General features: G+C 41.1%; 28 protein-coding genes. 15 read left to right on the top strand and 13 right to left on the bottom strand.

Going from position 1 to position 26,272, the window contains the following annotated elements; genetic code table 11:
- Positions 1 to 223 precede the first annotated feature (223 nt).
- Positions 224 to 640 carry a VOC family protein gene (locus F0342_RS14675; RefSeq protein WP_149156700.1) on the bottom strand — a complete coding sequence of 139 codons (417 nt, stop codon included), beginning with the start codon at positions 638 to 640 and terminating at the stop codon, positions 224 to 226.
- 132 nt (positions 641 to 772) lie between these two features.
- A complete protein-coding gene (locus tag F0342_RS14680) occupies positions 773 to 1,195 on the bottom strand; it encodes an organic hydroperoxide resistance protein (RefSeq protein ID WP_149156633.1) in 423 nt (140 codons plus the stop codon).
- Between the two features lie 175 nt (positions 1,196 to 1,370).
- On the opposite strand from F0342_RS14680, the gene F0342_RS14685 reads away from it, so the two are divergent.
- The gene (locus F0342_RS14685) at positions 1,371 to 1,799 is read left to right on the top strand and encodes a MarR family winged helix-turn-helix transcriptional regulator (RefSeq protein WP_149156634.1); all 429 of its coding nucleotides are present in this window, start codon (positions 1,371 to 1,373) and stop codon (positions 1,797 to 1,799) included.
- Between the two features lie 81 nt (positions 1,800 to 1,880).
- Here the strand turns inward: F0342_RS14685 and F0342_RS14690 are convergent, their stop codons facing one another.
- Both F0342_RS14690 and F0342_RS14695 read right to left on the bottom strand, forming a co-directional pair.
- Entirely contained in the window at positions 1,881 to 2,417 is a 537-nt protein-coding gene (locus F0342_RS14690) for a flavodoxin family protein (RefSeq protein ID WP_149156635.1), read from the bottom strand.
- Positions 2,418 to 2,585: 168 nt separating this feature from the next.
- Positions 2,586 to 3,041 (bottom strand): hypothetical protein, encoded by a 456-nt coding sequence (locus tag F0342_RS14695; RefSeq protein WP_149156636.1) that lies wholly within the window; start codon positions 3,039 to 3,041, stop codon positions 2,586 to 2,588.
- Positions 3,042 to 3,131: 90 nt separating this feature from the next.
- Between F0342_RS14695 and F0342_RS14700 the strand changes: the two genes are divergently transcribed.
- The 4 genes from F0342_RS14700 to F0342_RS14715 all read left to right on the top strand — a co-directional run bounded on the left by F0342_RS14700 (position 3,132) and on the right by F0342_RS14715 (position 8,959).
- A complete protein-coding gene (locus F0342_RS14700) occupies positions 3,132 to 4,583 on the top strand; it encodes a DEAD/DEAH box helicase (protein ID WP_149156701.1) in 1,452 nt (483 codons plus the stop codon).
- A gap of 198 nt (positions 4,584 to 4,781) precedes the next feature.
- Positions 4,782 to 6,362, top strand: coding sequence for a long-chain-fatty-acid--CoA ligase (locus tag F0342_RS14705; protein WP_149156637.1), 1,581 nt, complete (start codon positions 4,782 to 4,784; stop codon positions 6,360 to 6,362).
- Positions 6,363 to 6,545: 183 nt separating this feature from the next.
- Entirely contained in the window at positions 6,546 to 7,403 is an 858-nt protein-coding gene (locus F0342_RS14710) for a dimethylarginine dimethylaminohydrolase family protein (RefSeq protein ID WP_149156638.1), read from the top strand.
- A gap of 173 nt (positions 7,404 to 7,576) precedes the next feature.
- Entirely contained in the window at positions 7,577 to 8,959 is a 1,383-nt protein-coding gene (locus F0342_RS14715) for an alkaline phosphatase (RefSeq protein ID WP_149156639.1), read from the top strand.
- Between the two features lie 67 nt (positions 8,960 to 9,026).
- Here the strand turns inward: F0342_RS14715 and F0342_RS14720 are convergent, their stop codons facing one another.
- Together F0342_RS14720 and F0342_RS24920 are read right to left on the bottom strand one after the other, a co-directional pair.
- Positions 9,027 to 9,206: an H-type small acid-soluble spore protein gene (locus tag F0342_RS14720; RefSeq protein ID WP_149156640.1), complete on the bottom strand. Its 180-nt coding sequence runs from the start codon at positions 9,204 to 9,206 to the stop codon at positions 9,027 to 9,029.
- A 108-nt stretch (positions 9,207 to 9,314) separates the two neighbouring features.
- Positions 9,315 to 9,455 (bottom strand): hypothetical protein, encoded by a 141-nt coding sequence (locus F0342_RS24920; RefSeq protein ID WP_188048561.1) that lies wholly within the window; start codon positions 9,453 to 9,455, stop codon positions 9,315 to 9,317.
- A 189-nt stretch (positions 9,456 to 9,644) separates the two neighbouring features.
- Here F0342_RS24920 and F0342_RS14725 point away from each other — a divergent pair, with 189 nt between their 5' ends.
- The 3 genes from F0342_RS14725 (at position 9,645) to F0342_RS14735 (ending at position 13,536) form a co-directional block, all read left to right on the top strand.
- A complete protein-coding gene (locus F0342_RS14725; protein ID WP_149156641.1) occupies positions 9,645 to 10,643 on the top strand; it encodes a permease in 999 nt (332 codons plus the stop codon).
- A gap of 14 nt (positions 10,644 to 10,657) precedes the next feature.
- Positions 10,658 to 11,560 (top strand): TIGR03943 family putative permease subunit, encoded by a 903-nt coding sequence (locus tag F0342_RS14730; protein ID WP_188048562.1) that lies wholly within the window; start codon positions 10,658 to 10,660, stop codon positions 11,558 to 11,560.
- A gap of 551 nt (positions 11,561 to 12,111) precedes the next feature.
- Entirely contained in the window at positions 12,112 to 13,536 is a 1,425-nt protein-coding gene (locus tag F0342_RS14735; protein WP_149156643.1) for an esterase/lipase family protein, read from the top strand.
- Between the two features lie 63 nt (positions 13,537 to 13,599).
- Here the strand turns inward: F0342_RS14735 and F0342_RS14740 are convergent, their stop codons facing one another.
- Positions 13,600 to 13,914: a thioredoxin family protein gene (locus tag F0342_RS14740; RefSeq protein WP_149156644.1), complete on the bottom strand. Its 315-nt coding sequence runs from the start codon at positions 13,912 to 13,914 to the stop codon at positions 13,600 to 13,602.
- A 124-nt stretch (positions 13,915 to 14,038) separates the two neighbouring features.
- On the opposite strand from F0342_RS14740, the gene F0342_RS14745 reads away from it, so the two are divergent.
- Complete coding sequence (locus F0342_RS14745) at positions 14,039 to 15,079, top strand: oxidoreductase (RefSeq protein ID WP_149156645.1); 1,041 nt, start codon at positions 14,039 to 14,041, stop codon at positions 15,077 to 15,079.
- Positions 15,080 to 15,122: 43 nt separating this feature from the next.
- Here F0342_RS14745 and F0342_RS14750 read toward each other — a convergent pair whose 3' ends face one another.
- The 4 genes from F0342_RS14750 to F0342_RS14765 form a co-directional block, all read right to left on the bottom strand.
- Positions 15,123 to 16,220, bottom strand: coding sequence for a Ger(x)C family spore germination protein (locus F0342_RS14750; protein ID WP_149156646.1), 1,098 nt, complete (start codon positions 16,218 to 16,220; stop codon positions 15,123 to 15,125).
- Entirely contained in the window at positions 16,217 to 17,305 is a 1,089-nt protein-coding gene (locus F0342_RS14755; protein ID WP_149156647.1) for a GerAB/ArcD/ProY family transporter, read from the bottom strand. Before F0342_RS14755 ends, F0342_RS14750 begins: the two co-directional genes overlap by 4 nt.
- A 17-nt stretch (positions 17,306 to 17,322) precedes the next feature.
- Entirely contained in the window at positions 17,323 to 18,828 is a 1,506-nt protein-coding gene (locus tag F0342_RS14760) for a spore germination protein (protein ID WP_149156648.1), read from the bottom strand.
- Positions 18,829 to 19,030: 202 nt separating this feature from the next.
- Positions 19,031 to 19,996, bottom strand: a complete 966-nt coding sequence (locus F0342_RS14765; protein WP_149156649.1) for an ABC transporter substrate-binding protein — start codon at positions 19,994 to 19,996, stop codon at positions 19,031 to 19,033.
- A gap of 230 nt (positions 19,997 to 20,226) precedes the next feature.
- Here F0342_RS14765 and F0342_RS14770 point away from each other — a divergent pair, with 230 nt between their 5' ends.
- From F0342_RS14770 to F0342_RS14790, 5 genes are read left to right on the top strand one after another with little or no spacing between them, the layout of a single operon-like run.
- On the top strand, positions 20,227 to 21,213 hold the full coding sequence (locus tag F0342_RS14770; RefSeq protein ID WP_149156650.1) for a FecCD family ABC transporter permease: 987 nt from the start codon (positions 20,227 to 20,229) through the stop codon (positions 21,211 to 21,213).
- A gap of 3 nt (positions 21,214 to 21,216) precedes the next feature.
- Positions 21,217 to 22,272 carry a FecCD family ABC transporter permease gene (locus F0342_RS14775; RefSeq protein ID WP_149156651.1) on the top strand — a complete coding sequence of 352 codons (1,056 nt, stop codon included), beginning with the start codon at positions 21,217 to 21,219 and terminating at the stop codon, positions 22,270 to 22,272.
- A gap of 15 nt (positions 22,273 to 22,287) precedes the next feature.
- Complete coding sequence (locus F0342_RS14780) at positions 22,288 to 23,106, top strand: ABC transporter ATP-binding protein (protein WP_149156652.1); 819 nt, start codon at positions 22,288 to 22,290, stop codon at positions 23,104 to 23,106.
- Positions 23,103 to 23,861, top strand: coding sequence for a siderophore-iron reductase FhuF (gene fhuF / locus F0342_RS14785; protein WP_149156653.1), 759 nt, complete (start codon positions 23,103 to 23,105; stop codon positions 23,859 to 23,861). Before F0342_RS14780 ends, fhuF begins: the two co-directional genes overlap by 4 nt.
- A gap of 19 nt (positions 23,862 to 23,880) precedes the next feature.
- Positions 23,881 to 24,147: a DUF2573 family protein gene (locus tag F0342_RS14790; protein WP_149156702.1), complete on the top strand. Its 267-nt coding sequence runs from the start codon at positions 23,881 to 23,883 to the stop codon at positions 24,145 to 24,147.
- A gap of 183 nt (positions 24,148 to 24,330) precedes the next feature.
- Here the strand turns inward: F0342_RS14790 and F0342_RS14795 are convergent, their stop codons facing one another.
- Both F0342_RS14795 and F0342_RS14800 read right to left on the bottom strand, forming a co-directional pair.
- Complete coding sequence (locus F0342_RS14795; RefSeq protein WP_148970081.1) at positions 24,331 to 24,678, bottom strand: spore coat protein; 348 nt, start codon at positions 24,676 to 24,678, stop codon at positions 24,331 to 24,333.
- A 16-nt stretch (positions 24,679 to 24,694) separates the two neighbouring features.
- Entirely contained in the window at positions 24,695 to 24,958 is a 264-nt protein-coding gene (locus F0342_RS14800) for a hypothetical protein (protein WP_149156654.1), read from the bottom strand.
- Between the two features lie 316 nt (positions 24,959 to 25,274).
- On the opposite strand from F0342_RS14800, the gene F0342_RS14805 reads away from it, so the two are divergent.
- Positions 25,275 to 26,192 carry a proline dehydrogenase family protein gene (locus F0342_RS14805; RefSeq protein WP_149156655.1) on the top strand — a complete coding sequence of 306 codons (918 nt, stop codon included), beginning with the start codon at positions 25,275 to 25,277 and terminating at the stop codon, positions 26,190 to 26,192.
- Positions 26,193 to 26,272: the final 80 nt, after the last annotated feature.

Raw genomic sequence — 26,272 nt, forward strand, 5'->3', positions numbered from 1 at the left:
CGAGCATACTGTATACCGTGCTGTTTCCACCGTTGCCTAATAAGTAATATGTTCGTTCTTTTTCAGGGTTCTTTCCTATATAAGGGAGGTTGTCCAATGATTCACTGAAATAACTTAAGTGGGATTTATTTAAATGAAGGAAATTGAGATATGACGTGGTTTCAATCGAAAAAAAACGGCTACTGCATGGATTATGTAGGTTGAAGATGCAGTAGCCAATGAATTATTTTTGTTTTTTCGTATAATTCAAGTCCCAATTGATTCCATAAGGATCTTTCACCTTTGCATATATAGCGCCCCAGAACGTGTCTTGAAGCTCCATAACTACCGTTCCTTTATCAGTTAAACGGCTATAGTATCTATTGATTTCCTCTTCACTTTCCAGCTCGAGAACAAGTGATATATTGTTCCCTACCGTGGGCTGGTGACCGGGAAAGCTATCTGACATCATAAAGGAAAGCTCTCCTTTTTTAAAGTGAGCATGCATGATTTGGTCAGCTATTTCCGGTGGACTGGGGTAATCTGCCTCGCCAAAAGTCTGAACTGCCAATACTTCCCCTTCAAAGACTTCTTTGTAATAGTCTAATGCTTCTTTCGCTTCGCCACTAAAACTAAAATAAGGTGTAGCCTGTTGTTTCATCATTTCTCCACTCCAGTTCGTATGAATTTTATTACATCTTTATTATAGTCCAAACAGATGGAATATAACAAGAACAAATGTTCGCATTTATAGAAAAAAAAGATAGGCATTTAACTGCCTATCCACGATTATTTATAATAATTCAGTATTTAATTCAACATCGATATTGCCACTCGTTGCTTTAGAGTATGGGCAAACTCCGTGTGCCTTATCGACTAATTGCTTCGCTTCATCAAATTCAACACCACTTACTGCTACTGTTAACACAACGCCGAGTTTGAATCCACCATCTGTATCTTTTCCAAGGGAAACCTCAGCTGCTACTTTTGATTCAATCTTTTTCTTTTCTTGACGGGCCACTAAGTTAAGAGCGCTATCGAAACAAGCCGCATATCCAGCTGCGAACAATTGTTCAGGATTCGTTGCCCCTTCTGCTCCAGAACCCCCAAGTGATTTAGGCATAGCCAATCCAACATCCAATACTCCGTCACTGCTTGTTACTTTTCCTGCGCGTCCACCCGTTGCTGTTGCTTTTGCTGTGTATAATGCTTCCATTTCATTCACTCCTCAATTGTATTTTATTGTGCACAATTTAATATTACAAAATTAATTCTAACGACTTTGTTTTTGAATGTCAACAATTAAATTGTGCACAATTTAATTTGATAATTGATATCTTTTTTTGTATGATAATCTCAGGCTAGTTTGTTCAAGAAAGGAATACGCATGTATGAAAGATCCATTATTATTAGAGAATCAAATATGTTTTAAGATCTATACAGCTGAGCGGGAGATTACCAAGTTATATCGAGGGCTACTTGAAGAAATAGGTGTGACTTATCCGCAATACCTTGCATTGTTAGTGCTTTGGGAAGATGGAACGGTATCTGTAAAAGAATTAGGTCGGAAATTGTTCTTAGATTCGGGAACGTTAACTCCGATGCTGAAAAGAATGGAAGCAAACGGGCTTGTTGAGCGTCATCGTTCCGTAAAGGATGAACGGAGTGTAATGATTTCCCTTACTGAAAAGGGAGAAGCAATGAAATGTAAAGCAAGTTGTGTTCCCACAAGGTTACTTGAGCGGTTGGAGATGGATGGGGAAGAGCTGAAGAGCTTAGACCAGACATTGACGACGATATTGGGAAGACTCCAGGAATAGCTTCTGAAGAATTCTGGCGAATAGTTTCCTGATTTAGTTCTCATTAACAAAAAAAGATGATCCCTCAAAAGGGATCATCACTCATTTAAATAATGTATTCCAACGCTCAGCTTTTTCAAGGGCCGCTAAGTCATTCACGATCTCTCCAGGTTTTACTCCGGCACCAATCATATAATCAGCAAATTCCATGTTCACGAATTCAAAAATGTAATTGAACTGCTGTACAAGGGGCAATCCTTTAATATTGGCAGAGCTTCCTCCGGTTATCACAACGTACGCTTTTTTCTTCGTAAGCTCTTCCTTTAAGTTAAATCGTTCATCACGTAAATATTGACTCCATCGATCAAAGAAATTTTTCATCGGACCACTCATTCCATACCAATAGAGGGGTGTCGCAAATAGTAGTACGTCATGTTCTTCCATCAATCCAACGAGTTGTTCGTAGTCATCATCGACAGGAGAGAATCCGCCTTCTGAATGTCTTAGGTCTTCGATTGGTTCAATATGCAGGTCGGCAAGAGATACGACAGTGTGATCGGTTCCTTCAACGATCTTTTTTGCAAGGTATTCTGAGTTGCCGTTTTTGCGTGTACTTCCTAAAAGAGCTAATACTTTCATCAATCAACACTCCTCTATGAATTAAAATTTACAGTAAGGTCACTTTTTCTAATATTCCACATAGAGACATACCTTGTCACGGTGAAAGGGTGAGTGGGGATCATTTCTATAATAATTCTGTCAAAAGCACCAAACAATCAACTGTTTGATGTTATATGAGACCTCTTGTTATCTTCTCCGAAACCCTTCCTCACGTAAATACAACGCAGCTTCATCGTATCCGCCAAAGCTGTCCTCCAAGTTATCGCCGGCATAAATATTCCAGCGGTCATCTTCTTCGATCAGCATGAGGGAATGCCCTTCCATATCCTTCCACACCTGTTCCACCGGAGGTACGCTTTCTTCTTCTGTTGACAAATGATCAATGGAAGCCCGAATGATTTCGCGCAGTTCATCACCTGAAAAATCACGGATATTCACGAGACCTTTTTGATTTGCGTCATATTCGGGAACACTACCCGTATAAACAAATCCGTTTCCGTTCGGATGCAAGTGATACACGACGGTGGTTTTTTCATAGAGACTGTCTTCGAAGTGGAAATTTACCCGATTCAGTGAGACGTCCTTACGTGTTAGTTCAGAAAAATCTTCTATGATAGTTAATTTATCTTCAAATGTCAGCATTATTACTCCTCATTTCATTTGCGATTTTCCCATTATAACATAGTGCCCTATTTTCTAAAGAGGATTAAAGGTATAATGGGGTACAAAGAGGTGACCCCATTGAATGATTTTACATCCTTAGGAATTGAGCCTAAGTACGTGAATGCGTTAAAAGAACAATCGATTACTGAACCAACACCGATTCAGAGCGAAACCATCCCTGTTTTATTAAATGGTGAAGATGTGATTGGACAAGCACAAACCGGAACAGGCAAAACGATGGCTTTCCTGTTGCCAATGCTCGCAAAAATTGATCCGGCGAGAGATGAGATCCAATCTCTTATTGTGACTCCGACGAGGGAGCTCGCGATTCAAGTAACCGCTGAGTTAAATCAGATTCTTTCTTCTACTGAAGATGACATACATGTATTAGCTGTGTACGGCGGACAGGATGTAGAGAAGCAAATTAAGCGACTGAAGAATAAGGCGATTCATATCGTGATTGGAACGCCTGGACGATTGCTTGATCACGTTCGCCGGGAGACTGTGGACCTTTCAAATGTATCGTTTTTAGTGTTGGATGAGGCCGATCAAATGCTCCATATCGGATTTTTTGATGAAGTCGAGTCGATCATACGCGAGACGCCGTTTACTCGTCAAACCGCGCTATTTTCTGCGACGATGTCAAAGGATATCCGTAAGATCGGAAAGCGCTATATGAACAATCCACATAATGTACAGATTCGTGAAAAAGAAAAAATTGTACAGGAAATTGAGCAGGAAATCGTGGAAACGACGGATCGCCAGAAATTAGATGCCCTCAGTCAAACAATTCATGACGTCCAGCCTTTTTTAGGCATCATTTTCTGCAGAACCAAAAGAAGGGTCAGCAAGCTACTGGGAGATCTGAAAGCGAGAGGATTCCTGGTGGATGAACTGCACGGTGACTTATCTCAAGCGAAAAGAGAAGGAGTGATGAAGAAGTTCAGAGACGCGAAACTTCAGCTTCTTATCGCGACCGACGTGGCGGCTCGAGGCCTTGACGTTGAAGGAGTCACTCATGTGTTCAACTATGATATCCCTCAAGATGTGGAAAGCTATATTCACAGAATCGGACGTACGGGCCGTGCCGGAAAAGATGGGCTTGCCATCACCTTTGTTGCTCTAAAGGATAAGCAGGATCTAGAAATGATTGAAAAAGGCATAGGCCGTTCATTGCCTCGTCGTGTCGTGGAGGTCGCTCCTTCTAAGGAAGCCGCCAATGTCCATAAGGAATCCAATGAAAGTGCGAAGGAAAGACGTGAAAAGAATATCCAAGCGAATAAAGATCGAAAAACAAGGTCTCCACGTGGAAGACGGTCTCGTAACAGTGAAGGTGGTGACTCTTCGCGCAGTCGTCGATCGAGAAGGGAAGAATCATCATCCCGGCGCAGTGGAGACTCAGCCAGTCCCTCAAGAGACAGACAGTCCAGACCAAGTGATCCTGGAAAATCCAGAAGAAACGACTCCAGCGGAAAAAGAAACAGCCAAGGCAAATCTTCTTCAAATAGAAGAGGCCGCTAACCTATAAGCATGGTGACCAATGTGTCATCATGCTTTTTTTATAGAAAAGAATGGTGAACTATCCCTCATCAAAATACTGAACCTTTTAAAATCAGAACGCCAACATTAAGTTTCAGAATATTCCCAATTGATCCTTTGAATCTGCTAAAATAATGAATATAAATAGTCATTAACTAACAGAAGGGGTGGGTTGTACATATGCATGTACCTTTAGTGTTAACGGATTTTTTAGATCGGGCAGTCGAGCAATATGGAGAAAAGGTTGCGATTATTGACGATGTGAAGCGTTTGACATATAAGCAGCTGAATGCACGTGTGAATCAACTGTCTAAAGGACTAATGGAATTCGGGATTGAAAAAGGGGACAAGGTTGCGTATCTAGCTCCGAATACAACTGAGATGCTGGAGGGGTTCTATGGGGTCTATGGTGTAGGAGGTATCATGACGCCACTTAATACGCGCTTAAAACCTGCGGATTATCAATTTATCCTGACTCATAGCGAAAGCAAGGCATTATTTGTGGATGAGGAACTTTATCCGCTGGTGCAGCCGATTTTGTCTAAGGTGCCGAATTTAAAGCATATTGTGATCCATGGTGAGTCAAGAGATGGACATCCCGGATATGACGAGTGGCGCGGCTCTTTCAGCGACGAAGCCTTCGATCGCGTAGAACTGGAAGAAAGTGATATCGCTTCATTATTATATACAAGTGGAACGACAGGGGATCCGAAGGGAGTATTGCTCACTCACCGGTCAAACTATCTGCACGCTCTATCATCCATGCATCATTTACGGGTTTCCGATCAGGACACTTTACTTCACGTGCTGCCCATGTTCCATGTGAACGGATGGGGATCTCCTTTTTACTATACTGCCAACGGTGCGACCCAGGTGATGCTCAGAAAAGTAGACCCTGAGATGATTTTAGATAAAGTCGAGAAGCATGGCGTAACGGTTATGCATATGGCGCCGACTGTTCTGAATATGCTTCTGGAGAATTATCCGAACAGGGAGCGGACTATTGGACAATATGTTAGGGTTGTCATTGCCGGATCTGCCCCTCCACCGGCTTTTGTAAGAAAGGTAGAAGAGGATCTGAATTGGGAGTTCATCCAGGTGTACGGAATGACTGAAATCTCTCCACTTATCACTACGTCCATCCTGAGATCTTCAGAACAGGACCGACAAAAGGAAGAAAAGTACCGGTTAAAGGCGAAAGCCGGTTACAGTATGATAGGCAGCAAGGTGAAAGTAGTAGATGAGCTCGGAAGTGAAGTGTTCCATAACGGGAAAGCAATTGGAGAAATCGTTACCAGAACGAATACAGTGATGGAAGGATACTATAAAAATCCTGATGCCACCAATCAAGCCATTCGAGATGGATGGCTGCATACAGGTGACATGGCGACCGTTGATCAGGATGGCTTCATAGAAATTGTCGACCGGATGAAAGACGTCATCATTAGCGGGGGAGAAAACATCTCTTCTATTGAAGTAGAGGGGGCTCTTTATGAGCATGATAGTGTCCTCGAAGCAGCCGTAGTAGCCATCCCCCATGAGCGTTGGGGAGAAGTGCCCCATGCAGTGGTTGTTATCAGGGAGGGCCATAGCCTAACGGAAAAGGAGCTTATCGAATTCAGCAGAGAAAAGCTCGCCCACTTCAAATCACCTAAGAGTATTACGTTTGCAAAAGAATTACCTAAGACCGCTTCAGGAAAAATCCAAAAAGTTGTGATTCGAAAAGAATTCTGGGAGGATCATGACCGAATGGTTCATTAATGGAAGGAGGCATGTAGCAGAGAGGCATGCCTTTTTCGGTTGGACAAAAGCCTTTATTTCTTAAATCCTAGAGCCCGTCGTCCCTGTTTAGGCTTCTTTAGCATAATTTATAAAAAGGAAGTTTTATCAGCATAATAAGAGGGAAAAGTAGTTTTTAAGAGTATACAAATGGAGGGCGTAAAGATGAGTTTGAATTCCCCGTTGGTTCCCAATCAAAAAAACCATTGTTCCAATGAATATGGAAAGTTAAAGAAAGTGATCGTTGTTTCACCTGAAAATATGCAAATAAATGAAATCATAAATGAGACTCAAAAGCATTTCTTAAAGGAAAATATCAATATAGATAAAGCGGTTCTGCAGCATAAAAATTTTGTTGATACGTTAGAGAAAAATGGTTCAGAGGTCATTCACCTTCAACCCTCACCGGAGTTTAATGAACAAGTCTTCACAAGAGACATCGGTTTCACGATTCATGATCAGTTCTTCGTTGCATCGATGAATACCGATGTCAGGCGAGGGGAAGTGAAGACGTTGAGGAATTGGCTGGAAATGAATGAAGTGCCTTATAATGAACTTCTTCATTCCATTGAAGGAGGGGATGTGCTCGTTGATGAGCATAATATTTGGATCGGAGTGAGTGGACGGACGAACCAATTGGCCATCCAATCTTTACGAAATCAGCTCCAGCAATTTACCGTTCATGAATTGCCTTTAAAAGAAGGGGTGCTTCATTTAGATTGTGTATTTACAATCATTTCAGAGGAATGGGCCCTTGTATATCCACCGGCCTTTTCTAAAGAGGATCTTGAAAAGATCAAGACACATTACAATACCATCACTGTAACGGATGAAGAGCAATTCCAAATGGGCCCTAATGTATTGGCAATCGGAGAGGGGAAAATCATCAGTCTTACTCAAAATCAAGATTTGAATGAACGAATCAGATCAAATGGTTTTGAAGTGATTGAACTGGACTTATCCGAAATCATCAAGTCAGGCGGATCATTCCGTTGTTGTACGCTTCCTATGGTTAGAGAGTAGACGAGGTCTTATTGACTATGAGATGAATAGATTCATTAAAGAAAAACAGGTGACTTTTCACCTGTTTTTCTCCATTTACATAAGCTTTACACCCCTGTATTCCTTTTGCAAATAACTCTTCATACTTCCCCTTTATCCTACAAATGTATTCGAAATTACAGGAGGTAGGGTAAATGAAGAAATCAATGAAGAAAATTATTCCATTAGCAGTTGTGTCAACATTGGCTTTTGGAACTGTAATAGGGATGAATCAGGACAATTCAGAAGCAAAAGCGAAGGATTCCAAGAATGGTAAAGCTAAGAACGTCATCTTTATGATCGGTGATGGAATGGGCGTACCTTACACAACGGCTCTTCGCTATATGAACGACAATCCAGAAACAGTTGAAATGGAAAAAACGGCATTTGATCCTTACCTTGTCGGATTACAATCCACTTATCCAGAGGATGAGAAAGAAAACGTAACAGACTCAGCAGCAGCTGCGACAGCGATGAGCGGTGGAGTCAAAACATATAATAATGCGATAGCAGTCGATAATGATAAAACCGATGTTAAAACCGTATTAGAACAGGCGAAAGAAAACGGTATGTCTACAGGAATTGTAGCTACATCAGAAATCACCCATGCGACTCCAGCATCTTATGGAGCCCATGAAGAGCAGCGTAAAAGCGAAAATGCCATTGCGGATGACTACTATGATGAAATGATTAACGGCAAACATAAGATTGACGTCATGCTCGGCGGAGGGACGGACTTCTTCGAACGTGATGACCGAAACCTTGCTGAGCAGTTCCAGAAAGATGGATATAGCTATGTGAAAACTGCTAAAGAACTAAAAAAAGACGACAACAAGCAAATTCTTGGTCTTTTCTCTGAAGTTGGAATGGACAAGATGATCGACCGTGATAAAGAACAGCCAAGCTTAGCTGATATGACGACTGCTGCACTCGACCGTTTAAAAGGTGACAAAGACGGATTCTTCCTAATGGTGGAAGGAAGTCAAATCGACTGGGCTGGTCACGATAATGATGTAGTCGGGGCCATGAGTGAAATGAGAGACTTTGAGAAGGCACTTGAAGAAGTAAGGGACTTTGCGAAAGAAAATGGTGAAACATTGGTAGTTGTTACAGCAGATCATTCTACAGGGGGAATCTCGATTGGTGCAGACGGTGAGTATAATTGGGATCCGACACCGATTCAAGCTGCAAAACGCACTCCTGACTTTATGGCAGAACAAATTGTAAAAGGTGCTTCAGTGGAAGAAACATTAGCTGAAAACATCGACCTTGAGTTAACGGAAGAGGAAATCGCTTCTGTGAAAGCAGCAGCAGAAGAAGAAGGCGATCAAACCGAAATCGATAATGCCATCGAGAAAATCTTCGACAAACGTTCAGGTACTGGCTGGACAACGGATGGACACACAGGAGATGACGTTCCTGTGTACGCATTTGGTCCACAAAAAGAGAAATTCTCGGGTATGATCGATAACACAGATCAAGCGAAAATGATCTTTGAATTATTGAAAAATAAAGGGAAAATCAAAGATAAAAAATAAGCTTATTTTAGATTAGACCATGCTTGCCCCTCCTTTTGGGGTGTGGACTGCATGGTCTTTTCTTCGATTATACTTCTTCTAAATCTGAAACACTAACTTCAGAGCGTTCTTCTAATGGTCCCCGAAGATGAACAACGGCTGTTTTTCCATCATCATTAACAGAGTCAATCCATACGGACGCATCTTTATATTTTACTTCAATATCAGCTGAAGAAGATAAAATCTGTTTTACTCGATTAGAATCCATTCCTCATTTCCTCCTTATATTCTATTTTCATTGGTTAGTGTGTCCTTTTTTTAGAGAAAAATTATAAATAACAAAAACCTGCCCGATCTTCTATCGGACAGGTTTTTGTTATTTCGTTTTGTTGCGCTGATCTTTATTATGTTTATTTCCCTTACTGTTGTCTCCACTCGTAATTTCAGTAGCAAACTCCGTCGTTCCACGCTTAGGTGAATTTTGATTTTCACTGCCTTTGTTGTTCTTTTTCGTCATATCATTTCCTCCATTCTACTCGATTCATTTGTAGTTTTTGAAGTTTAACAAAAGGTTATGCACAAATAGAAATGTTAAAGAAAGATTAAAAAATAAATTAGCATAGTTTTTTGGGACAAGAATAAGTTATAATATAAAACGAAACGATTACGATTAAAAATGTAAACTTAAGAAAGGAAACTTAAATGAATGAATTCTTTAAGGAGTTTTAATCAAGAGATGACAGGGATACTATTATTCATGTTATTTATTGTTCTTTTTTTAGCGGGAGATTGGGTGAAAGATTATATTCCGGACGAGTTTCTTACTTCTTCAATGGTGAATGTCATTACGATATTCCTGAGCATCTTGCTAGAAGCAATCCCTTTTATCTTAATTGGTGTCTTCGCATCCGCACTTATTCAAGTCTTTGTTTCTGAAAGTCTATTACAAAAAATTATTCCGAAGCGCTTCCCATACCTGGCTTTGTTTCCTGCAGCTGTGGTGGGAGCATTGCTTCCTGTTTGTGAGTGTGCCATTGTACCGGTGGCAAGAAGGCTGATTAAGAAAGGGATGCCTGCTCATCTTGCGATTGTCGTCATGGTAACGGCGCCTATTTTAAATCCGATTGTTTTCGCTTCTACTTATTATGCGTTCCAAAATAATATGACGGTTGTCTTTGGAAGGATGGGAATTGCTTTAATAGCTGCCTTAATCATTGGGGCACTATTGTACAAGTTTTATGGAAAGAGAAACCCGCTTATACAGAAAGAGCATAATCACGAGCATCATCATGATCACACTTCCAATAAATTAATGCAGACGATCGTGCATGCGAGTGATGAATTTTTTGACATGGGTAAATACCTTATCATCGGAGCATTCGTTGCAGCAGGATTTCAGACATATCTTGATAGAGAACTGTTAGTGGGGATAGGGACGAATGAGGTACTGGCTCCGGCAGTCATGATGGGGTTTGCTTATATTATTTCATTATGTTCGGAGGCTGATGCATTCGTGGCGTCGTCGTTCGGCAGTATATTTTCTGCTTCGTCCATTTTGGCCTTTCTAGTATATGGTCCGATGATTGATTTCAAGAATACTTTATTGATGCTTGCATACTTTAATAAAAAATTCGTACTGACCTTTATTGGGGTCGTGACGATTGTTGTGTATACATGCACATTGGTATTCCAATTTTTTGTATAAAGGAGGCGGAAGATATGAAACCATCGATACAATTTCATACATTAATCCGGGGAATCATCTTAATCGGATATGCTCTTTTGGTATTGAAACTATTCTTAACGTTTAATTTGCAAAACTTTGTCGCACCCAAAATGCATGGATACATGTATTTCGCTCTAGGGGTTTTCATTCTCCTGGGGGCGATCCAAATCATCCGGGGTACATCTTCAGCTTCTGCAAAAGAACACCATTGTGATTGTGAAGGTCATGAACTGCCGAAAGGATTCATTCGATCGAGCATGGTATATGCCCTATTTATTTTTCCAATTGTGGTTGGGTTCCTGCTGCCGGATAACTTATTAGATAGTTCCGTAGCAGCTAAAAGAGGGGTGAAAGTAGGGAATAGTCTATTTTCAACGCCGCCATCCAGTGAACAAAAAGGGTTAGATCAAAATGAGAGCACTGGGAAAAGTTCCACTGAAACTGAGCCCACCCTCAGTCCGTATGATGAGTTTCCTGTGGAAAAGGATTTCGACAAGTTGAAAGAAATCGTAAATAAAAGAGAAAAAATAATCGTAAGAGATGAACAATATATTCAAACATTAAGTATTGTGGACGAAAAGCTGGGCGATTTCGTCGGAAAAGAAATTCAGCTTACAGGCTTTGTGTATAAAGATGAAGGATTTGCAGAAGATGAAATGGTGATTTCCCGCTTTACCGTTACCTGCTGCGTAGCAGATGCTTCTGTTTATGGGTTGTTGGCACGTGATTCAGAACTGAGTAAACTTGAACCCGATACGTGGATTAACGTGAGTGGCGTAATCGATAAGGTGGATTTCAATGGTCAGGAAATGCCGGTTCTAAAAAATCCTGTTTTTGAAGTAATAGATCCGCCTGCTAATCCATATGTAGAGGAGTTCTATATTAAAATTGAATAAATTAAAAAAATCCTTACTTTTGTGTAAGTGAGGGTTTTTTTATAAAATTCAAATCGTGATCATTTTGATTAATGGACAGGGAAGTAATAGAGAGATATTAGATGCTTTTACGGTGGAAGGATGATAGACGAATAAAAGCCAGGCGCTATAATAAACGCTCCTGGCTTTTATCATTTGTTTTCTAGTGCTTTCTTGATTGTTTGAATGTTTTCTTACATCAGAGATAGATAGTCCATATTTTCATCGATATCTTCTTCCGTTAATACGGAAAGGCTATGAACTTTAAGTGCTGAACAATCTTTGTGATTCGAGGAGTTATATTTTGCTCGAAAATAACATACTTTATTTGATATTCTTTTGCTGTTTCAATCAAATCTTTTAATTCCTTTTGCGAGGGTTCATCTGTAGGCATTACGTTTTATGAAAGTGGTCTACTGAATATGATCAGAACATTGAGATTGTAACTTTATTCCTATATTTAACATTACTACTGATATTTTGAATCTTCTAAACGATAATGAAGATAGGATATTGAAAGGGAGGTAAAGAAATTGCATGAGAAAATGGATGGGACTCAGAAAGCGTCAGGAATTCCGGGCAGGTGGTTTGTGGATGAAGCAGCAGACGGGTCGGAGGGCTATCCGATTTTATTTATTCATGGGATTCATGCCTCGTCAGACACGTGGATACGAGAGAATGATCTACAGGAATTCACACGGAAAAATGGGCACCAAGCAGTTTTTATTGATTTGCATCCAGACGAAGATATGTGGAAGAATGGGCAGCTTTTAGTGGGAAAGCTTCGTGAGATTTACGACTATTTTAAGAGGAAGGTAGTGGTTGTCGGGCATAGTAAAGGAGGGATCGATGTTCAAACAGCATTGGTTCATTATGGTGCTAGACCATATATAGAGAGGGTCATCACTCTTTCGTCTCCTCATCATGGATCAGAGCTTGCAGACCTTGCTTATAGTAAATGGGCAGGCTGGTTATCCGATGCTTTAAGAAGTAAAAATAACGCCGTGTTTTCCTTGCAAACGGGATATATGAAATCTTTCCGCACCCAGACGGACGAACTTGAACTTGCAAAAGCCACCCCATTCTATACATTCGGTGGTACAGGATGGGGAGGGGTGAATTCTGAACTGTTTTGGGGCGGGTTATACTTAAGCCGATTTGGACAAAGTGATGGAGCGGTGCTGGTAACAAGTTCACGCCTTCCTTATGGGGATGAGGTGCGGGTCCAAGACTGGTCTCATACGACAATAAAAGAAGGCGGAGAGATTTTCCCTTATTTGAAGGAACTCTTAACAGAAGAGGTGCAAGAGTTATCCTATGCTGCCGTGAGCGAGATTGCTAAAGATGGAGAAAAATCGGTCCTACATAGAGGCGGGGGATTTGTGGGCGTTGGAGTGGAGAAGTTTTCAGTGGAGGAAGAGGTAGAGAAAATCTCTGTGGACTGGATCAGTGATCAACAGGCTACTATCTATGAGCTCATTAGTCCAAACGGGCAAGTGTATAAACAGTTTATGCTTACGGAAGATGCGACAGGCTTTTTACCGGGTGCCTATCATCATTCCATTATCATTTCAAAGCCACTTTTAGGGGAGTGGGAAATGAGGGCATATAATAGTCAAAGTGAAACATACCTGCTGACCATTCTGTTTAAGAAAGGAATTAGTAAGGGGGAGAAACAGCTGGCGTGGGATGGAGAACATTTAATGGTTTCATGGAATTTATACGACAAACCTGTAAAGAAAACATATACCATTCACCATATTCCAACGAAGAGCGGGACCAAAAACCAAACCACCCTCATTACAACTGAAGATCTATCTTCTCTGCCCCTTGCTGAATTTGAAGAAGGAATCCATAACATCACGATTGATATAGAAGGGGAAACCCAGGAGGGGAACAAATTTCAGAGAACGATTATTCAAACGGTTTATGTAGATGGAAAGGGGAAAATCTATTAATTGTTTGAGGTGCCATTAAATGCAAGGTCCGTCCCTATGTATATCTAGGGACGGACCTCTAAGTTATAATGCGCTTAGGAATTCTGTTACTTGTTCTGGTGTTTTGGCGTTGGCACTGTGCAGGTGCGCTATTTTTTCGCCGTTTTTGTAGACAAGCAGGCTTGGGATGCCCATGACGTCATATTTTTCGGCGATTTCAGGAAATTCGTCTTTATTGATGTCGTACCATTTATATTGACCGAACTCTTCCATGATCTCATCCATGAACATATCCATACGACGGCAGTCAGGACACCAGTCAGCGTGGAATTTCACGATCACCGGATCTGCCGAAGTAATTAAATCTTCAAAGGTTTCTTTGTTTTTGATTGCTTGCATGTTGATAACCTCCCTTTTTCATTATTTTATACAAAACATCAATCAATTGTAAAACGAATCATTTTTCGTCTGAACGTGTACATGATAATATGAGAATACAATTTGAAAGAAAAAGGTGACATTTATGCAACCGATTAACGTTGGAATAGTAGGATACGGTTTTTCTGGACAAAGCTTTCATCGTCCATTACTTTCTCACTTAGAGGAATTTCATATCGAAGCGGTGCTTTCTTCTGATGAAGAGAAAGTGCTGAAAGACATTGAGGGCGCGACTGTGGTTTCTTCCCTTGACGATTTACTTCAACAAGACATTGAATTAGTTGTGATCACAACGCCAAACCATCTTCACTACTCCATGATTAAGCAATCATTACTTGCTGACAAACATGTAGTGGTAGAGAAGCCATTTGTGACGAATAGTGTGGAAGGGGAAGAACTGTTAGCTTTAGCGAAAGAGAGGGGCTTGCATCTTACCGTATTCCATAATCGCCGATGGGATGCTGACTTCTTAACCATTCAAGACTTACTTGCAGAAGATGCTTTAGGACAAGTCTATACATACGAAGCTCACTTTGATCGTTTCCGCCCGACTATTAAAGATCGTTGGAAAGAAAATAAAATGGAGGGAGCCGGCGTGTTATATGATTTGGGTTCCCACCTTCTTGATCAAGCACTCACCCTGTTTGGTACACCAAAATGGGTGCAGGCAGATGTGTTCCCGCAAAGGAATCCGGAAAAAGCGGAAGACTATTTCCATATTACACTGGGTTATGACGTATTGAGAGTGCAACTGTACTCCCGTTCTATTGTCCTTGATCCAGGACCCCGCTATCAGGTTCATGGATTAAAAGGAAGCTACGTGAAGCATGGAATGGATCGTCAGGAAGACGATTTGAAAGCAGGGAAAAATCCACTTGATGAAGAGTGGGGATTGGAAGTTGAAGAAAACTGGGGTACACTGACAACCCTATCTGGTGATGAAGTGACCTCAGAAGTCATTCCTTCTGAAAAGGGGGATTATACCCAGTTCTATCTGGGGATATATGAAACCTTAAGGGGAAACAAACCTCTTCCGGTAAAACCGGAGGATGCATTACACGTGATAAAAATCATAGAAGCATGTAAAGAAAGTGCAGAGAGCAAACGAGTTGTTCATCTGAAATAGAGTAGAAGGGCTCCCCACAATAGGGAGCCTTTCTTTATAGAGGCTATTCTACTGTACCAGCTTCTAAGATCTGAACTTTTGCGTCCACATTGAATTTCACACGGGGATAAATGCTTTCTTTCCATTCTTTAATATCAAATCCACGTACCCCGTGTTTTTGATTTTGACCGATGCCGACAGGGTCGATGCCTAATTCCTGAAATTCCTTCAGCATGGTTAAGCATTTTTCTTCTATATCTTTTTCCATTTTTTTCTCAACTTCCACTACTTTATCAGGAGTCAATTTTTTTCCTGTGTACTCTCTGACAATCCCTCTGATCTTAATTTTTATAGTGACTTCAACGGGGTCTGTTTTGTGTCTTACAATGATCTTGTGCTTGGAACTCAGGCTTGTCACTGAAGCCTCAACGTTTTTTTCTGCTTTATCAGGCTTTTTCCCTAATTTAACGATATGATGTCCCTCTGCCAGTTTATCTACCAACAATTTAAAGAAAAACATATCGTCAGCAGGAATCTTTTTAACCATTTTATCTTTTTTAAAGAGTGCAACACCTGTAATGGCTATACTTTCGTTAGAAAGCTGCTTCAATATAGGGAGATAGGCTGTTTGTCCTTCTTGGAAATAATTAAAAAGAAATAAATGTAAATTTGTTTCTGGTAACTCTCTTCGGTTAATGTTGTGTGTAATCAGGTTAGAAATATACGTTCCATTGCCCCTTAAGCCATAATTACCTTTGAGCAGTTCCCCTGCTTCTCCTTCTACTATCGTTACATATAGCCTTGCCCCAACACTCGCGTCTCTTTGCAGGGAATCTCCGATATCGATGATTCCTTTCTTTGCTAGTTTTTCTCCTATCAACACGACATCCAAGCTTCCTCTTACAAGGGGCTGTTGAGCCTTCCTTGCCAATTTTTCAAGTACTTCTCGTGTAGAAGATGCCTCAGCAGAAAGTGTTCCATTCTGGATTGACTTATCGGATAAGTAGATAGGAAAGAGTGATGTACCTCTTATTATATTTTCATCAACATAATCATAGGCTTTTCCGGTTTCAACATACAAATCGTCGAGAATTTCCTTTTCTACACATCCCGATAGGAGCAAAGAACAAATGAGTAAAATGATCAAAGAAAGTTGTTTCATTGTTTTTGTCTCACCTTCTTCATGATAGTCACCAGTACTAAGAGAACAGGTATGTAAATAAAGTTGAAATAAAAACCGATTTCTCCTGAAATCGTATTCAAGAAATTAATCTGTTTACGATCAGTGATAAAAGTTAAGGTGCATAAACAGAGAATACAAATGATGATCAAGGCATGACGATGTCTCAAAGGAGTCATTCGCTTAATGGTCCTGCTGGCACACCAGAGAGTTATGCACGCGTTGGGCAGAATCACTAAGCACCAATTTGCGATTCCGATATATTCAAAACGTTCAACAAAGGGCATTTCTACGATCTTCCACATAGAAAGTGTGGCCCAAACGGTCTTTTCTAATTGCTTTTGACTGAAAAATGCAAAAGAAATGATGGCAATTATGGTGTATATGGTTGATGTTGTAAATAGCCCCCAATGAGCATATTTTTGAGACTTTCTCGCATCTTTAATATAAGGATAGAGCATCAGTATGGATTCGTATCCCAGATAAGTAAGTGACATATTTTTTGTTGAGATTAAGAGATCTTTGATGCTGTGATCAAATACCGGTAAAATGTTTCTGAAATCTGCGTATTTAAATGTAAACGCAAAGGTTAAGAGCAAATAACTCGGCAGGATCGTTCCAAAAAAAGCTGCCCCTGCGATCGTACGAACCCCGCCATTTACGATATAGTACACAATTATCAGGAAGAAAAAGGAAAATATAAAGGTGCTTAATCGCGGATACATCCATACTTGCAATACCTCGATATATGTTCTCAAAATTGTTACCACCAGCAAACTAAAATAGAGGGCAAATAATAAGTTGAAAATATTCCCAATCCATTTTCCGAAAGCCAAGGTATGAGCAGATACAAGGTCCCCTCCAGATTTTTCTAAAATAAGGTACATAAGGAACATGAGAATATGAGTGAAAATTCCTGCCAGGATGACAGAAATCCATCCATCATATCCCGCATTCATCGAAATGATTCGTTGGAACCCCAGAATACCTGCCCCGACTTGAATGGAATGTATGAGAAAGAATACAAGGAAAGGGGATATTTTTCTTCTTTCTGGAATGGTTTGCATCTGATCACCTCCGACCTTTACTCGTCGATATCTAGCTTTTTCTTTCCTTCAGATGGACGGAATCTGAAGGGTTTCTTCGTTCTTAAAAATTCTGGACGTCCAGCTTGTTTACTAAAAGGGAAACGGATCAGAGCGTCTTTCAGATCCTTCATTCTCGGTGGATAGAGAGGCTCCAAGAATGGTCTTCCCAAGGAAGTTAACTGTAATAAATGTCCCATTAGTAAACAGAAACAGAAAACAATGCCTACTAATCCCCATAGTTGTGCGAACAACAAGAAGGGGAATCGGAGCAAACGGATCGTATTACCCATGCGGTACACGGGAGTCGTAAAGGAAGCAAGGGCAGCAAGGGCAACTAAAATGAGCAATACGTTACTTGTAATCCCTGCCTCAACAGACGCGGTCCCGATTACGATCCCTCCAACGATACCGATCGTTTGACCAACCTTGGTTGGAAGTCGGGCTCCTGCCTCACGCAATAATTCAATCGTTAATTCGAGAAATAGCGCTTCTAATATAGGAGGCAAAGGAATTTCTTGTCTGGAAGTCACAAGTGTGGCCATTAAATCCTTTGGAATGAGTTCATAATGATACGTAAGCGCAGCAACGTAAATCGGTGTAATCAAAATCGAAAATCCTACTGCAAAAACACGCACTAGACGGAGGAATGAGGCAATGAAGTAATTCAAGAAATAATCCTCATATGCATTAAAAAACTCGACGAGAGTAGTCGGTCCGATCAAGGCATGCGGAGAACCGTCTACCATAACGGCGACTTTTCCCTCCACCAGTACAGAAGCGACACGATCCGGGCGTTCTGAATCCAATAGCTGGGGGAAAGGGGAATTGCTATTATCGGCAATGAGCTGTTCAATAAATGAACTATCCATGATTTGATCAATATCAACGGCTCGTAAACGTTGACGCATCGTATTTACATTTGCTTTATCCACTAATCCATCAAGATAGACCAGGGCGATCCTCGTGTGAGTCAGTTTTCCAATATTGAATTCCTCCACCAGCAGTTCTTTAATAGGAAGTCTCTTACGGAGAAGATTCAGGTTGTCACTGAGTGATTCCACAAAGGCCTCTTTCGGACCAACCACACTGAACTCCACTTCCGGTTGGGAAACCTTTCTCCCCATTTCATTCTTCGTAGCGATGAAGGCGAATTTTCGGTTGGAGGCATCCATCGTTAACAAGGTATATCCGTTAAAAAGCTTTTGTTCAATTTGAGCTTCATCTTTGGATATCTCTATATCCAGTACAGGAACCAATGTCTTTAAATCATCAAATGTATGAAAGTCTTTTGAAAGTAAGGAGGGAAGAACATCTTCCTGAAGAATCTTCCCATCAATCAGAGTGGTAATGAAATGCAAACTGAATTTGGCCCCTGTATGAGGGTTCTGATAAAAAGCTTGTTTATAGTCAGCCGATTTCTCAGCTTCTTGTTTAAAGTTTTCATAGGTCTGTTTGTTCTTCGTGTCATCGGTGTTTTTCTTGTTCTTAAAGAATGGAAACATACTTATCCCTCATGTTCGATGTTTGGTCTATCCTGTAGTGTTTCCGAAAATAGGAGAATTATGAAAAAGGATGGGGGAAGTGGGAAAAAAAGTTAAGATCTGTTGAATGATAAGAGGGGATGAGTTCGAGGTGGATCAATCCGAGTTGGGAATGAAATAAAAAAGACTGGAGAAGGGAGATCCCTTTTCCAGTCTCATATCGTTATTCCTGCTCCAGGAAAAACTTCTCGATATCATCAAGCATCGCATTTGCTGCCACAACACCACCAGCAGTGTTCCAAATAGCATCACTTACTTCATATACCTTGTCTTGTTTTGCTACTTCAAGGTTTTGGAATAGAGGATCGTTCAGCCACTCTTCAGCAAGCTTGTTCGCTTCTCCATCGCCAGTTTCATATGTGAAGTAGAATAATGCATCTCCGTCCATCGCCGGGATGCGCTCTTTTGTCACACCTGTTTCAGCGAAGTCATCAACATCCTGACCTTCAGGACGGGCGAATCCTAATTGATCCAGGATCACACCTGAGAACGAGTCTTTATGATAGATACGTACGTCACCTGCTAAAAAGCGGACCATAGAAACTTCTTGGTTTAATTTGTCTCCAAGCTTACCTTTAATTTCTGCAATTCGCTGGTCATACTCAGTTAATACTTCTTGACCTTTTTCTTCTTTGTTAAGTGCTTTAGCGTATAATTCAAAGTTCTCTTTCCAGTTACCGCGTAAAGTTTCAGCCATAACTGTTGGAGCGATGTCTTTCAGCTGATTGAATTGTTCCTCTTGACGCATTTTGTTCCCGATAATAAGATCCGGTTGAAGTTTTGCAATGGCTTCCATGTTTAATTCGCTTTCAGTTCCTACTACTTCCACGTCTTTCATATCGTCTGTAATATGATCGTACCAAGGATCACCTGTCCAGGATTGTACGGCACCAACAGGGGTCACGTCCATAGAGAGAAGAGCCTCTGTTCCTTCATTTGTAAGGATGACTACCTTCTTAGGAGTTCCTTCGATTTCAGTCGTACCCATGGCATGTTCCACTGTATAGGTTTCTTCTTTTTTATCATCGTTCCCTGCAGAACCTTCTTTTTCTTCTTCTTTATTACCGCAAGCAGCTAAAAATAGAAGTGAAGCGATAAGTAATAAAGATAATAAACTTCTTAATTTCATATGTATGAATCCTCCTGAAAATAATATATGGTTGATAATGATTATCAATTACACTTTTTATATTAGATGAGAAGGTTTTCATTGTCAACACTTAAATGATAATGATTTTCAAAATCATTGACGGTTGTTTCATTCTTCTTTAAAATAGTAATGAAAGAAAAAAACGTGAAAATTAATAGATTTTCCTTTCCTGATTGAATTTCAATTAGGGATAGAAAGGTTAACAAATAATGAAAACTCAAAAACAATTTCTTCTGTTTATTGGAACCATTCTTATTCTCATAGTGTGTATAGGAATCAGCATTGTCTACGGGTATACGGATACGTCGTGGAGAATAACACTTGAAGCGTTTACCAACCCGGATGGATCGACTGAGCATATCGTGCTCCAGACAATCCGCTTACCGAGGGCGCTTATTGCTGCGACAGTAGGGGCGTCCCTCGCAATTTCAGGAGTCCTGATGCAAACCTTGACCAAGAATCCGTTAGCATCTCCCGGTATTTTCGGGATTAATGCCGGTGGTGCCTTTATGGTAGTAGTGGCAGTTACGTTATTTGGTGTAACCAATCTTCAATCCTTTACGTGGCTTGCGTTTCTAGGAGCAGGACTGGCTGCCGTCGGAGTATATGTCATCAGCTCCGTCGGGAATAACGGCTTGACTCCCATGAAGCTGACGTTAGCAGGGGCTGCCATAACGGCAATGTTCTCTTCATTTACACAGGGTTTGCTTGTACTGAATGAAGCAGCGTTAGAGCAGGTTTTGTTCTGGCTTGCAGGATCTGTTCAAGGAAGAAGTCTTGCCATATTAACCGGAGTATTTCCTTATATCGTGGTGGGCTGGATCCTTGCGCTCATGTTGGCAGGAAAAATGAATATACTTGCCATGGGAGAAGATGTTGCCAAAGGGTTGGGACTTAAAACAGCCCTGATCAAATTTATCGCATTACTTGTGGTCGTGCTCCTGGCAGGAGGTTCCGTAGCCATTGCAGGACCAATAGGATTTATCGGGATTATCATCCCCCATCTTGCGAGAAAAATCATCGGGGTGGATCATCGCTGGTTGATCCCTTACTCAGGATTACTCGGAGCGATTTTACTATTGGCCGCTGACATTGGAGCCCGTTACATCATCATGCCCCAGGAGGTGCCGGTTGGTGTTATGACAGCCATTATTGGTGCGCCATTCTTCGTGTACGTTGCAAGGAAGGGGTTTTAACCGATGAATAAGTTTATTGGGAAACGCTGGCTTCAGGACCGGGTTTCTATGCTCGTTGATATATCTGCAATGAAGAAAATCATGATATTAGGCGTCATCACTTTACTCGTCCTTATTATGAGTACGGGAATAGGTGACATGAAAATAGCACCCTGGAAGGTCGTAAGCGTCTTCTTTGGAGGCGGAACAAGTTTAGAACAGCTTGTTGTTACATCATTTCGTCTTCCAAGGATTATCATTGCCTTGTTAGCCGGGATGGCATTGGCCGTTGCAGGCGGGATTTTGCAAGGAATGATCCGAAACCCGTTGGCGTCCCCGGACATAATCGGGATCACCGGAGGGGCGGGTGCGGCGGTCGTCACTTTCCTGACCCTTTTCAGTAATGATGATAATACCTTGATGGTCAGTATAAAATGGATGCCTGTTGCAGCATTTATCGGTGCAGCTGTCATTGCCTTTTTAGTCTATTTCTTGGCATGGAGAAAAGGTGTATCCCCAGTCAGGCTCGTATTGATCGGAATCGGGATATCAGCTTTGACACAAGCATTGACTACATTGCTTATGATCCTCGGCCCTATATATAGAGCGAGTCAAGCTAATATTTGGATTACAGGTACGGTTAACGGATCCGACTGGCAGGATGTGTGGATTCTGCTTCCCTGGAGCCTGATTTTTATATTGTTGAGCTTTTTTATCACCCGTCAATTGAATATCCAGGAACTTGGGGAAGAAATCGCTACAAGTGTTGGAGGGAACGTTCAGAGACAACGCTTTTTACTTCTCCTTATGTCAACGGCTTTAGTGGGTGGAGCGGTTGCCTTCGCAGGGGGGATCGGCTTTGTGGGTCTGATGGCTCCCCATATGGCAAGACGAATGGTAGGATCATCTTTCGGTGCATTACTTCCCGCAGCTGCCTTTATTGGTGGTATTCTCGTGATGGTGGCAGACCTGATAGGCCGAACGTTATTCCTTCCCTTGGAAGTTCCAGCCGGTGTATTTACCGCAGCGATCGGAGCACCTTATTTTATCTTTTTATTATTTAAAACACGAAATTCTTAAAGGAGATGGCCATTAATGAGTGACATTTTACAAACGAAGGATTTAACTCTATCTTACGGGGAACGAACGATCATTGATGAACTGAATATTGACATTCCAAAAGGGGAGATTTCTGTCTTCATCGGCGGAAATGGATGCGGTAAATCCACTCTACTTCGTTCCATTGCCAGATTACTTAAGCCGAAACAAGGTTCGGTTCTGTTGGATGGGGAAGCAATCTCTCGTTTATCAACGAAAGAAGTCGCTCGTAAAATGGCCATTCTTCCTCAATCGCCAACGGCACCAGAGGGATTGACCGTCCTGCAGCTGGTAAAGCAAGGTCGGTATCCTCACCAAACATGGCTCAAGCAGTGGTCCCATAAGGATGAAGAAATTGTCCAGGATGCACTGAAGGCAACGAAGATGGAGGAGCTGCAGCACAGGAAAGTGGATGAACTTTCAGGGGGGCAGAGGCAGCGTGCATGGATTGCGCTGACTCTAGCACAAGACACCGGCATCATCCTGTTGGATGAACCCACTACTTACTTGGATATGACCCATCAAATTGAGATTCTCGATTTGTTATTTGAACTAAATGAGAAAGAAAAGCGAACCATCGTCATGGTCCTTCACGACCTTAATTTAGCTTGTCGCTATGCCCATAATATTGTCGCCATCCGTGATAAGCAAATTTATGCCCAAGGGAAGCCTGAAGATGTGATTAGCTGTGAACTCGTGAAGAATGTATTTGACATGGATTGTCAGGTGTCCCGAGATCCTTTGTTTGGAACCCCGTTATGCATCCCATTTGGTAAAGGTCGTTGCATTCTGAATGCTGTGGGTGAGACGGGATGAATGACCTCACTCGGGGGCAGTGGGACACTCTCAAGAAATATCGTTTTCATAGAGAGTGGGATCCTGCTTTTGAAGGGGAAGGGGCAAGCTCTTTCTTAGGGGAGAGTAATATGAAAGCCTATCTAACCGACAGGCTTTCGGCAATCGGGACAGATGATCCTAAGGTAGCAGCGTCCTTATTCATGAAACGCTATGCTTTCATAGCAGCAATGGGATTAATGGCGATGACGTATTGGAATAAGAAATTAAACCTCAAGCCTGAGAACCTGACCCTGGTGGATGGGGACAAGAATGGATTATGGATGCCTCAGTTTTATTTGAAAGATGCAATCGTTACTGAATTCACTTCCACCAGGGAGAAAGAGGAATTTATTCAGTCGATCTTTCGATATCATCTTAATGGAGTGATACAGTCGTTAAAGAAAGCGACAAAGCTGTCAAACCTAATTCTTTGGGAAAATATCGCTGTCTATGTTTTCTGGATTTTCGAGAATGAAGATGTTCTTTTAAACGAAGGAATGAGAGAGCATCGCAACGAACAATTCCGCCAGCTGCTGTCTGATGAAAACAGCCAATGGTTCGGACAGTATCATAAAAATCCATTGGCACGTTACTATACTGGAAAAGTAAATGTAGAAGCTGTGACGGAAAAGGTTCGTGTTCGTAAAACCTGTTGCTTCTCCTATAGAATACAAAATGGGGAGCAGTATCGTTGTAAAACATGTCCGCAATCCTGTCGAGTGAAAAGGACATAGCTCTCACAAGGAGGTTATGATATTGAAAGAATTTCCCGAACAGTTTGATGCATTGGTAGAAAAGTACACTGAGCTTTTAGTAGGTGATACCGATTCGGATAAGAAAGAAATGGTCACCCAATACGCTCTCTACTCCTTCATCGCGAAAAACATGCCTGCACTCGTGAAACACTGGAATTCTTTATACCCTGAAGGTAAGGATGAGATGAAGCGGATCGTCAGAGAGATAAAAGAAATGAATGAAGCCCATCGTGCCGAAATGAATGGGAAAAAGAAGGAAGAATAAGTGGTTTTTATCAGGAAAGTGCCCTTTTTTGTTTGAAAGGGTACTTTTTTATTTGAATTTGTCCGGGATGTCGATTTACACGAATTCAATGGATTGATGACTCGATTATTGACATTTGGATACCAGGCACACCCCACGCGCACTTCCCAACAAAAAAGGCAGACCAGAGTCTGCCTTCTGACATTATTGAACCTGACCGCCATACCCATAAGGAAATTGAGAAGAATACTGCTGGTGCTGCTGATAGGATTGCTGAATCTTTTGACTGTCGGCTGCTTCAAGCTTGTACCAGCCTTTGCGGAACATTTCATTGTATAGCTCACGTTGAGCATTTTGTGTTTCGTTAAAAATCGTCAGCAGATCTTGATAAAGCGCTTGATGACTCGCTTCGTTCAGAGCTGTACAGTAAGAAGCGGTCATGTATTTTTCGTGAGACAGCACATCCGTTATAAAGTCTCGATCATTCATCTGTGGCGTTTCCGGTACTTGTGTTTGCGGGTTTTGGATTTTTTGCTGATTCTGTTGATTCATGTAAGGGGACTCCTTTCTACATCATGTTTTGGTTTTGATTAGTCGTATTCAAATGTGCCAGTAGTTGTTGGTAGTGACGTTGATGCATCTGTCCGCATTTATCCAACTCAGCTTTAATCTCAGTATCCTGACAATGAGCTGCTGCAAAATGGCACTTCTTCATGGCATTAAGATTCCATGCAAGCATGTCATTTAAATATAAAGAATCTTTTGTTGTAAGCAATTGCGGTGGTTCCGTATAGGCTTGCTGTTGGCTTCCTTGTTGAGGTTGTTGTTGCATATTCTTTTCCTCCTTTTCAATCTTTTAATATCCTTTCATTTGTATGATCGATAGGTAATATTACCCTGTATACGACCCCTTAAGAAAGTTTTATAATCATAGGGCAAAGGTTATTTTTCCTAATGCTCAACATGATTATTCACGTATTTACAAATTCCGATAATATTCTACTAAGAAAGTATTGAAAGTATATTCAAAACGTTTAAAAGGTGATAAAATGTTGGTAAGTATATAGTAGTATGAACGTTTTCTTTTTTAGTAATAAAGAAAACGTTTTCATAGTATGATATATATGTTTTTTCAGGGGGTAAGCAACATGGAGCAAGCAATGCGTAATTTCTTTTTATTCCTTTCAAAAAATAAGCCGATGACGAAGCTGGCTAAGAAATATGGCCTGCGTTTTGGAGCCGGCCGATTCGTTGCAGGATCTTCCATTCTGCAGGCAGTTGAGGTTATTCGTGACCTGAATAGTCAGAATCTTGTTGTAACGATTGACTATTTAGGTGAGTTTGTGGACAATGAGCGTGAAGCAAACGAAATGGCTCTTGAATGTGTAGAGGCTGTTCGTGCGATCGGGAGAGAAAACCTAAAATCTCAATTATCCCTGAAGATGACATCGATGGGGTTGGATATTTCCGAAGAGGTTGTCATGAAGAATATGAGGTTGATTCTTGATGAAGCAACCAGACAAAATGTATTTGTGACCATTGATATGGAAGACTATTCCCGCTGTGGAAAAACCATTGACATCTTCAAGCGCTTAAAGTCAGAGTATGATAATATCGGCACGGTAATACAAGCCTATTTATATAGAACAGAAAAGGATATGGATGATCTGAATGCGTATTCCCCCAATCTGCGTCTAGTAAAAGGGGCCTATAAAGAATCACCTGAAGTTGCGTTTCCCGAGAAGAAGGATGTAGACGATAATTTCAAAAAAATTATTAAAACTCATCTGTTGAACGGCAATTATACGGCTATTGCCACTCACGATGATGAGATGATCGATTATACGAAGAGACTCGTGGAAGAGTACAACATCCCGCGTGATCAATTCGAGTTTCAAATGCTTTTTGGCATTCGTGTAGAGCGTCAGCATGAACTGGTCAAAGAAGGCTATAAAATGCGTGTATACGTTCCATACGGTACGGATTGGTACGGATACTTCATGAGAAGACTGGCTGAAAGACCGGCAAATGTCGCCTTTGTTCTAAAAGGGGTCATGAAGAAATAATAATAGTAGATAGTATAAAGACTCTATGGATGTTCATGGAGTCTTATTTGTTTATTCGTAATCATGGGAAGGAGGTTAGG

It is taken from the genome of Bacillus sp. CH30_1T, from assembly GCF_008364765.1.
Classification (GTDB): domain Bacteria; phylum Bacillota; class Bacilli; order Bacillales; family Bacillaceae_B; genus Rossellomorea.

What these genes read in the sequence shown, in the direction of transcription:
- F0342_RS14675 (WP_149156700.1), bottom strand. Translation starts at nt 640, where the DNA reads ATGAAACAACAGGCTACACCTTATTTTAGTTTTAGTGGCGAAGCGAAA.
- F0342_RS14680 (WP_149156633.1), bottom strand. Translation starts at nt 1,195, where the DNA reads ATGGAAGCATTATACACAGCAAAAGCAACAGCAACGGGTGGACGCGCA.
- F0342_RS14685 (WP_149156634.1), top strand. Translation starts at nt 1,371, where the DNA reads ATGAAAGATCCATTATTATTAGAGAATCAAATATGTTTTAAGATCTAT.
- F0342_RS14690 (WP_149156635.1), bottom strand. Translation starts at nt 2,417, where the DNA reads ATGAAAGTATTAGCTCTTTTAGGAAGTACACGCAAAAACGGCAACTCA.
- F0342_RS14695 (WP_149156636.1), bottom strand. Translation starts at nt 3,041, where the DNA reads ATGCTGACATTTGAAGATAAATTAACTATCATAGAAGATTTTTCTGAA.
- F0342_RS14705 (WP_149156637.1), top strand. Translation starts at nt 4,782, where the DNA reads ATGCATGTACCTTTAGTGTTAACGGATTTTTTAGATCGGGCAGTCGAG.
- F0342_RS14710 (WP_149156638.1), top strand. Translation starts at nt 6,546, where the DNA reads ATGAGTTTGAATTCCCCGTTGGTTCCCAATCAAAAAAACCATTGTTCC.
- F0342_RS14715 (WP_149156639.1), top strand. Translation starts at nt 7,577, where the DNA reads ATGAAGAAATCAATGAAGAAAATTATTCCATTAGCAGTTGTGTCAACA.
- F0342_RS14720 (WP_149156640.1), bottom strand. Translation starts at nt 9,206, where the DNA reads ATGGATTCTAATCGAGTAAAACAGATTTTATCTTCTTCAGCTGATATT.
- F0342_RS24920 (WP_188048561.1), bottom strand. Translation starts at nt 9,455, where the DNA reads ATGACGAAAAAGAACAACAAAGGCAGTGAAAATCAAAATTCACCTAAG.
- F0342_RS14725 (WP_149156641.1), top strand. Translation starts at nt 9,645, where the DNA reads ATGAATTCTTTAAGGAGTTTTAATCAAGAGATGACAGGGATACTATTA.
- F0342_RS14730 (WP_188048562.1), top strand. Translation starts at nt 10,658, where the DNA reads ATGAAACCATCGATACAATTTCATACATTAATCCGGGGAATCATCTTA.
- F0342_RS14740 (WP_149156644.1), bottom strand. Translation starts at nt 13,914, where the DNA reads ATGCAAGCAATCAAAAACAAAGAAACCTTTGAAGATTTAATTACTTCG.
- F0342_RS14745 (WP_149156645.1), top strand. Translation starts at nt 14,039, where the DNA reads ATGCAACCGATTAACGTTGGAATAGTAGGATACGGTTTTTCTGGACAA.
- F0342_RS14750 (WP_149156646.1), bottom strand. Translation starts at nt 16,220, where the DNA reads ATGAAACAACTTTCTTTGATCATTTTACTCATTTGTTCTTTGCTCCTA.
- F0342_RS14755 (WP_149156647.1), bottom strand. Translation starts at nt 17,305, where the DNA reads ATGCAAACCATTCCAGAAAGAAGAAAAATATCCCCTTTCCTTGTATTC.
- F0342_RS14760 (WP_149156648.1), bottom strand. Translation starts at nt 18,828, where the DNA reads ATGTTTCCATTCTTTAAGAACAAGAAAAACACCGATGACACGAAGAAC.
- F0342_RS14765 (WP_149156649.1), bottom strand. Translation starts at nt 19,996, where the DNA reads ATGAAATTAAGAAGTTTATTATCTTTATTACTTATCGCTTCACTTCTA.
- F0342_RS14770 (WP_149156650.1), top strand. Translation starts at nt 20,227, where the DNA reads ATGAAAACTCAAAAACAATTTCTTCTGTTTATTGGAACCATTCTTATT.
- F0342_RS14775 (WP_149156651.1), top strand. Translation starts at nt 21,217, where the DNA reads ATGAATAAGTTTATTGGGAAACGCTGGCTTCAGGACCGGGTTTCTATG.
- F0342_RS14780 (WP_149156652.1), top strand. Translation starts at nt 22,288, where the DNA reads ATGAGTGACATTTTACAAACGAAGGATTTAACTCTATCTTACGGGGAA.
- fhuF (WP_149156653.1), top strand. Translation starts at nt 23,103, where the DNA reads ATGAATGACCTCACTCGGGGGCAGTGGGACACTCTCAAGAAATATCGT.
- F0342_RS14795 (WP_148970081.1), bottom strand. Translation starts at nt 24,678, where the DNA reads ATGAATCAACAGAATCAGCAAAAAATCCAAAACCCGCAAACACAAGTA.
- F0342_RS14800 (WP_149156654.1), bottom strand. Translation starts at nt 24,958, where the DNA reads ATGCAACAACAACCTCAACAAGGAAGCCAACAGCAAGCCTATACGGAA.
- F0342_RS14805 (WP_149156655.1), top strand. Translation starts at nt 25,275, where the DNA reads ATGGAGCAAGCAATGCGTAATTTCTTTTTATTCCTTTCAAAAAATAAG.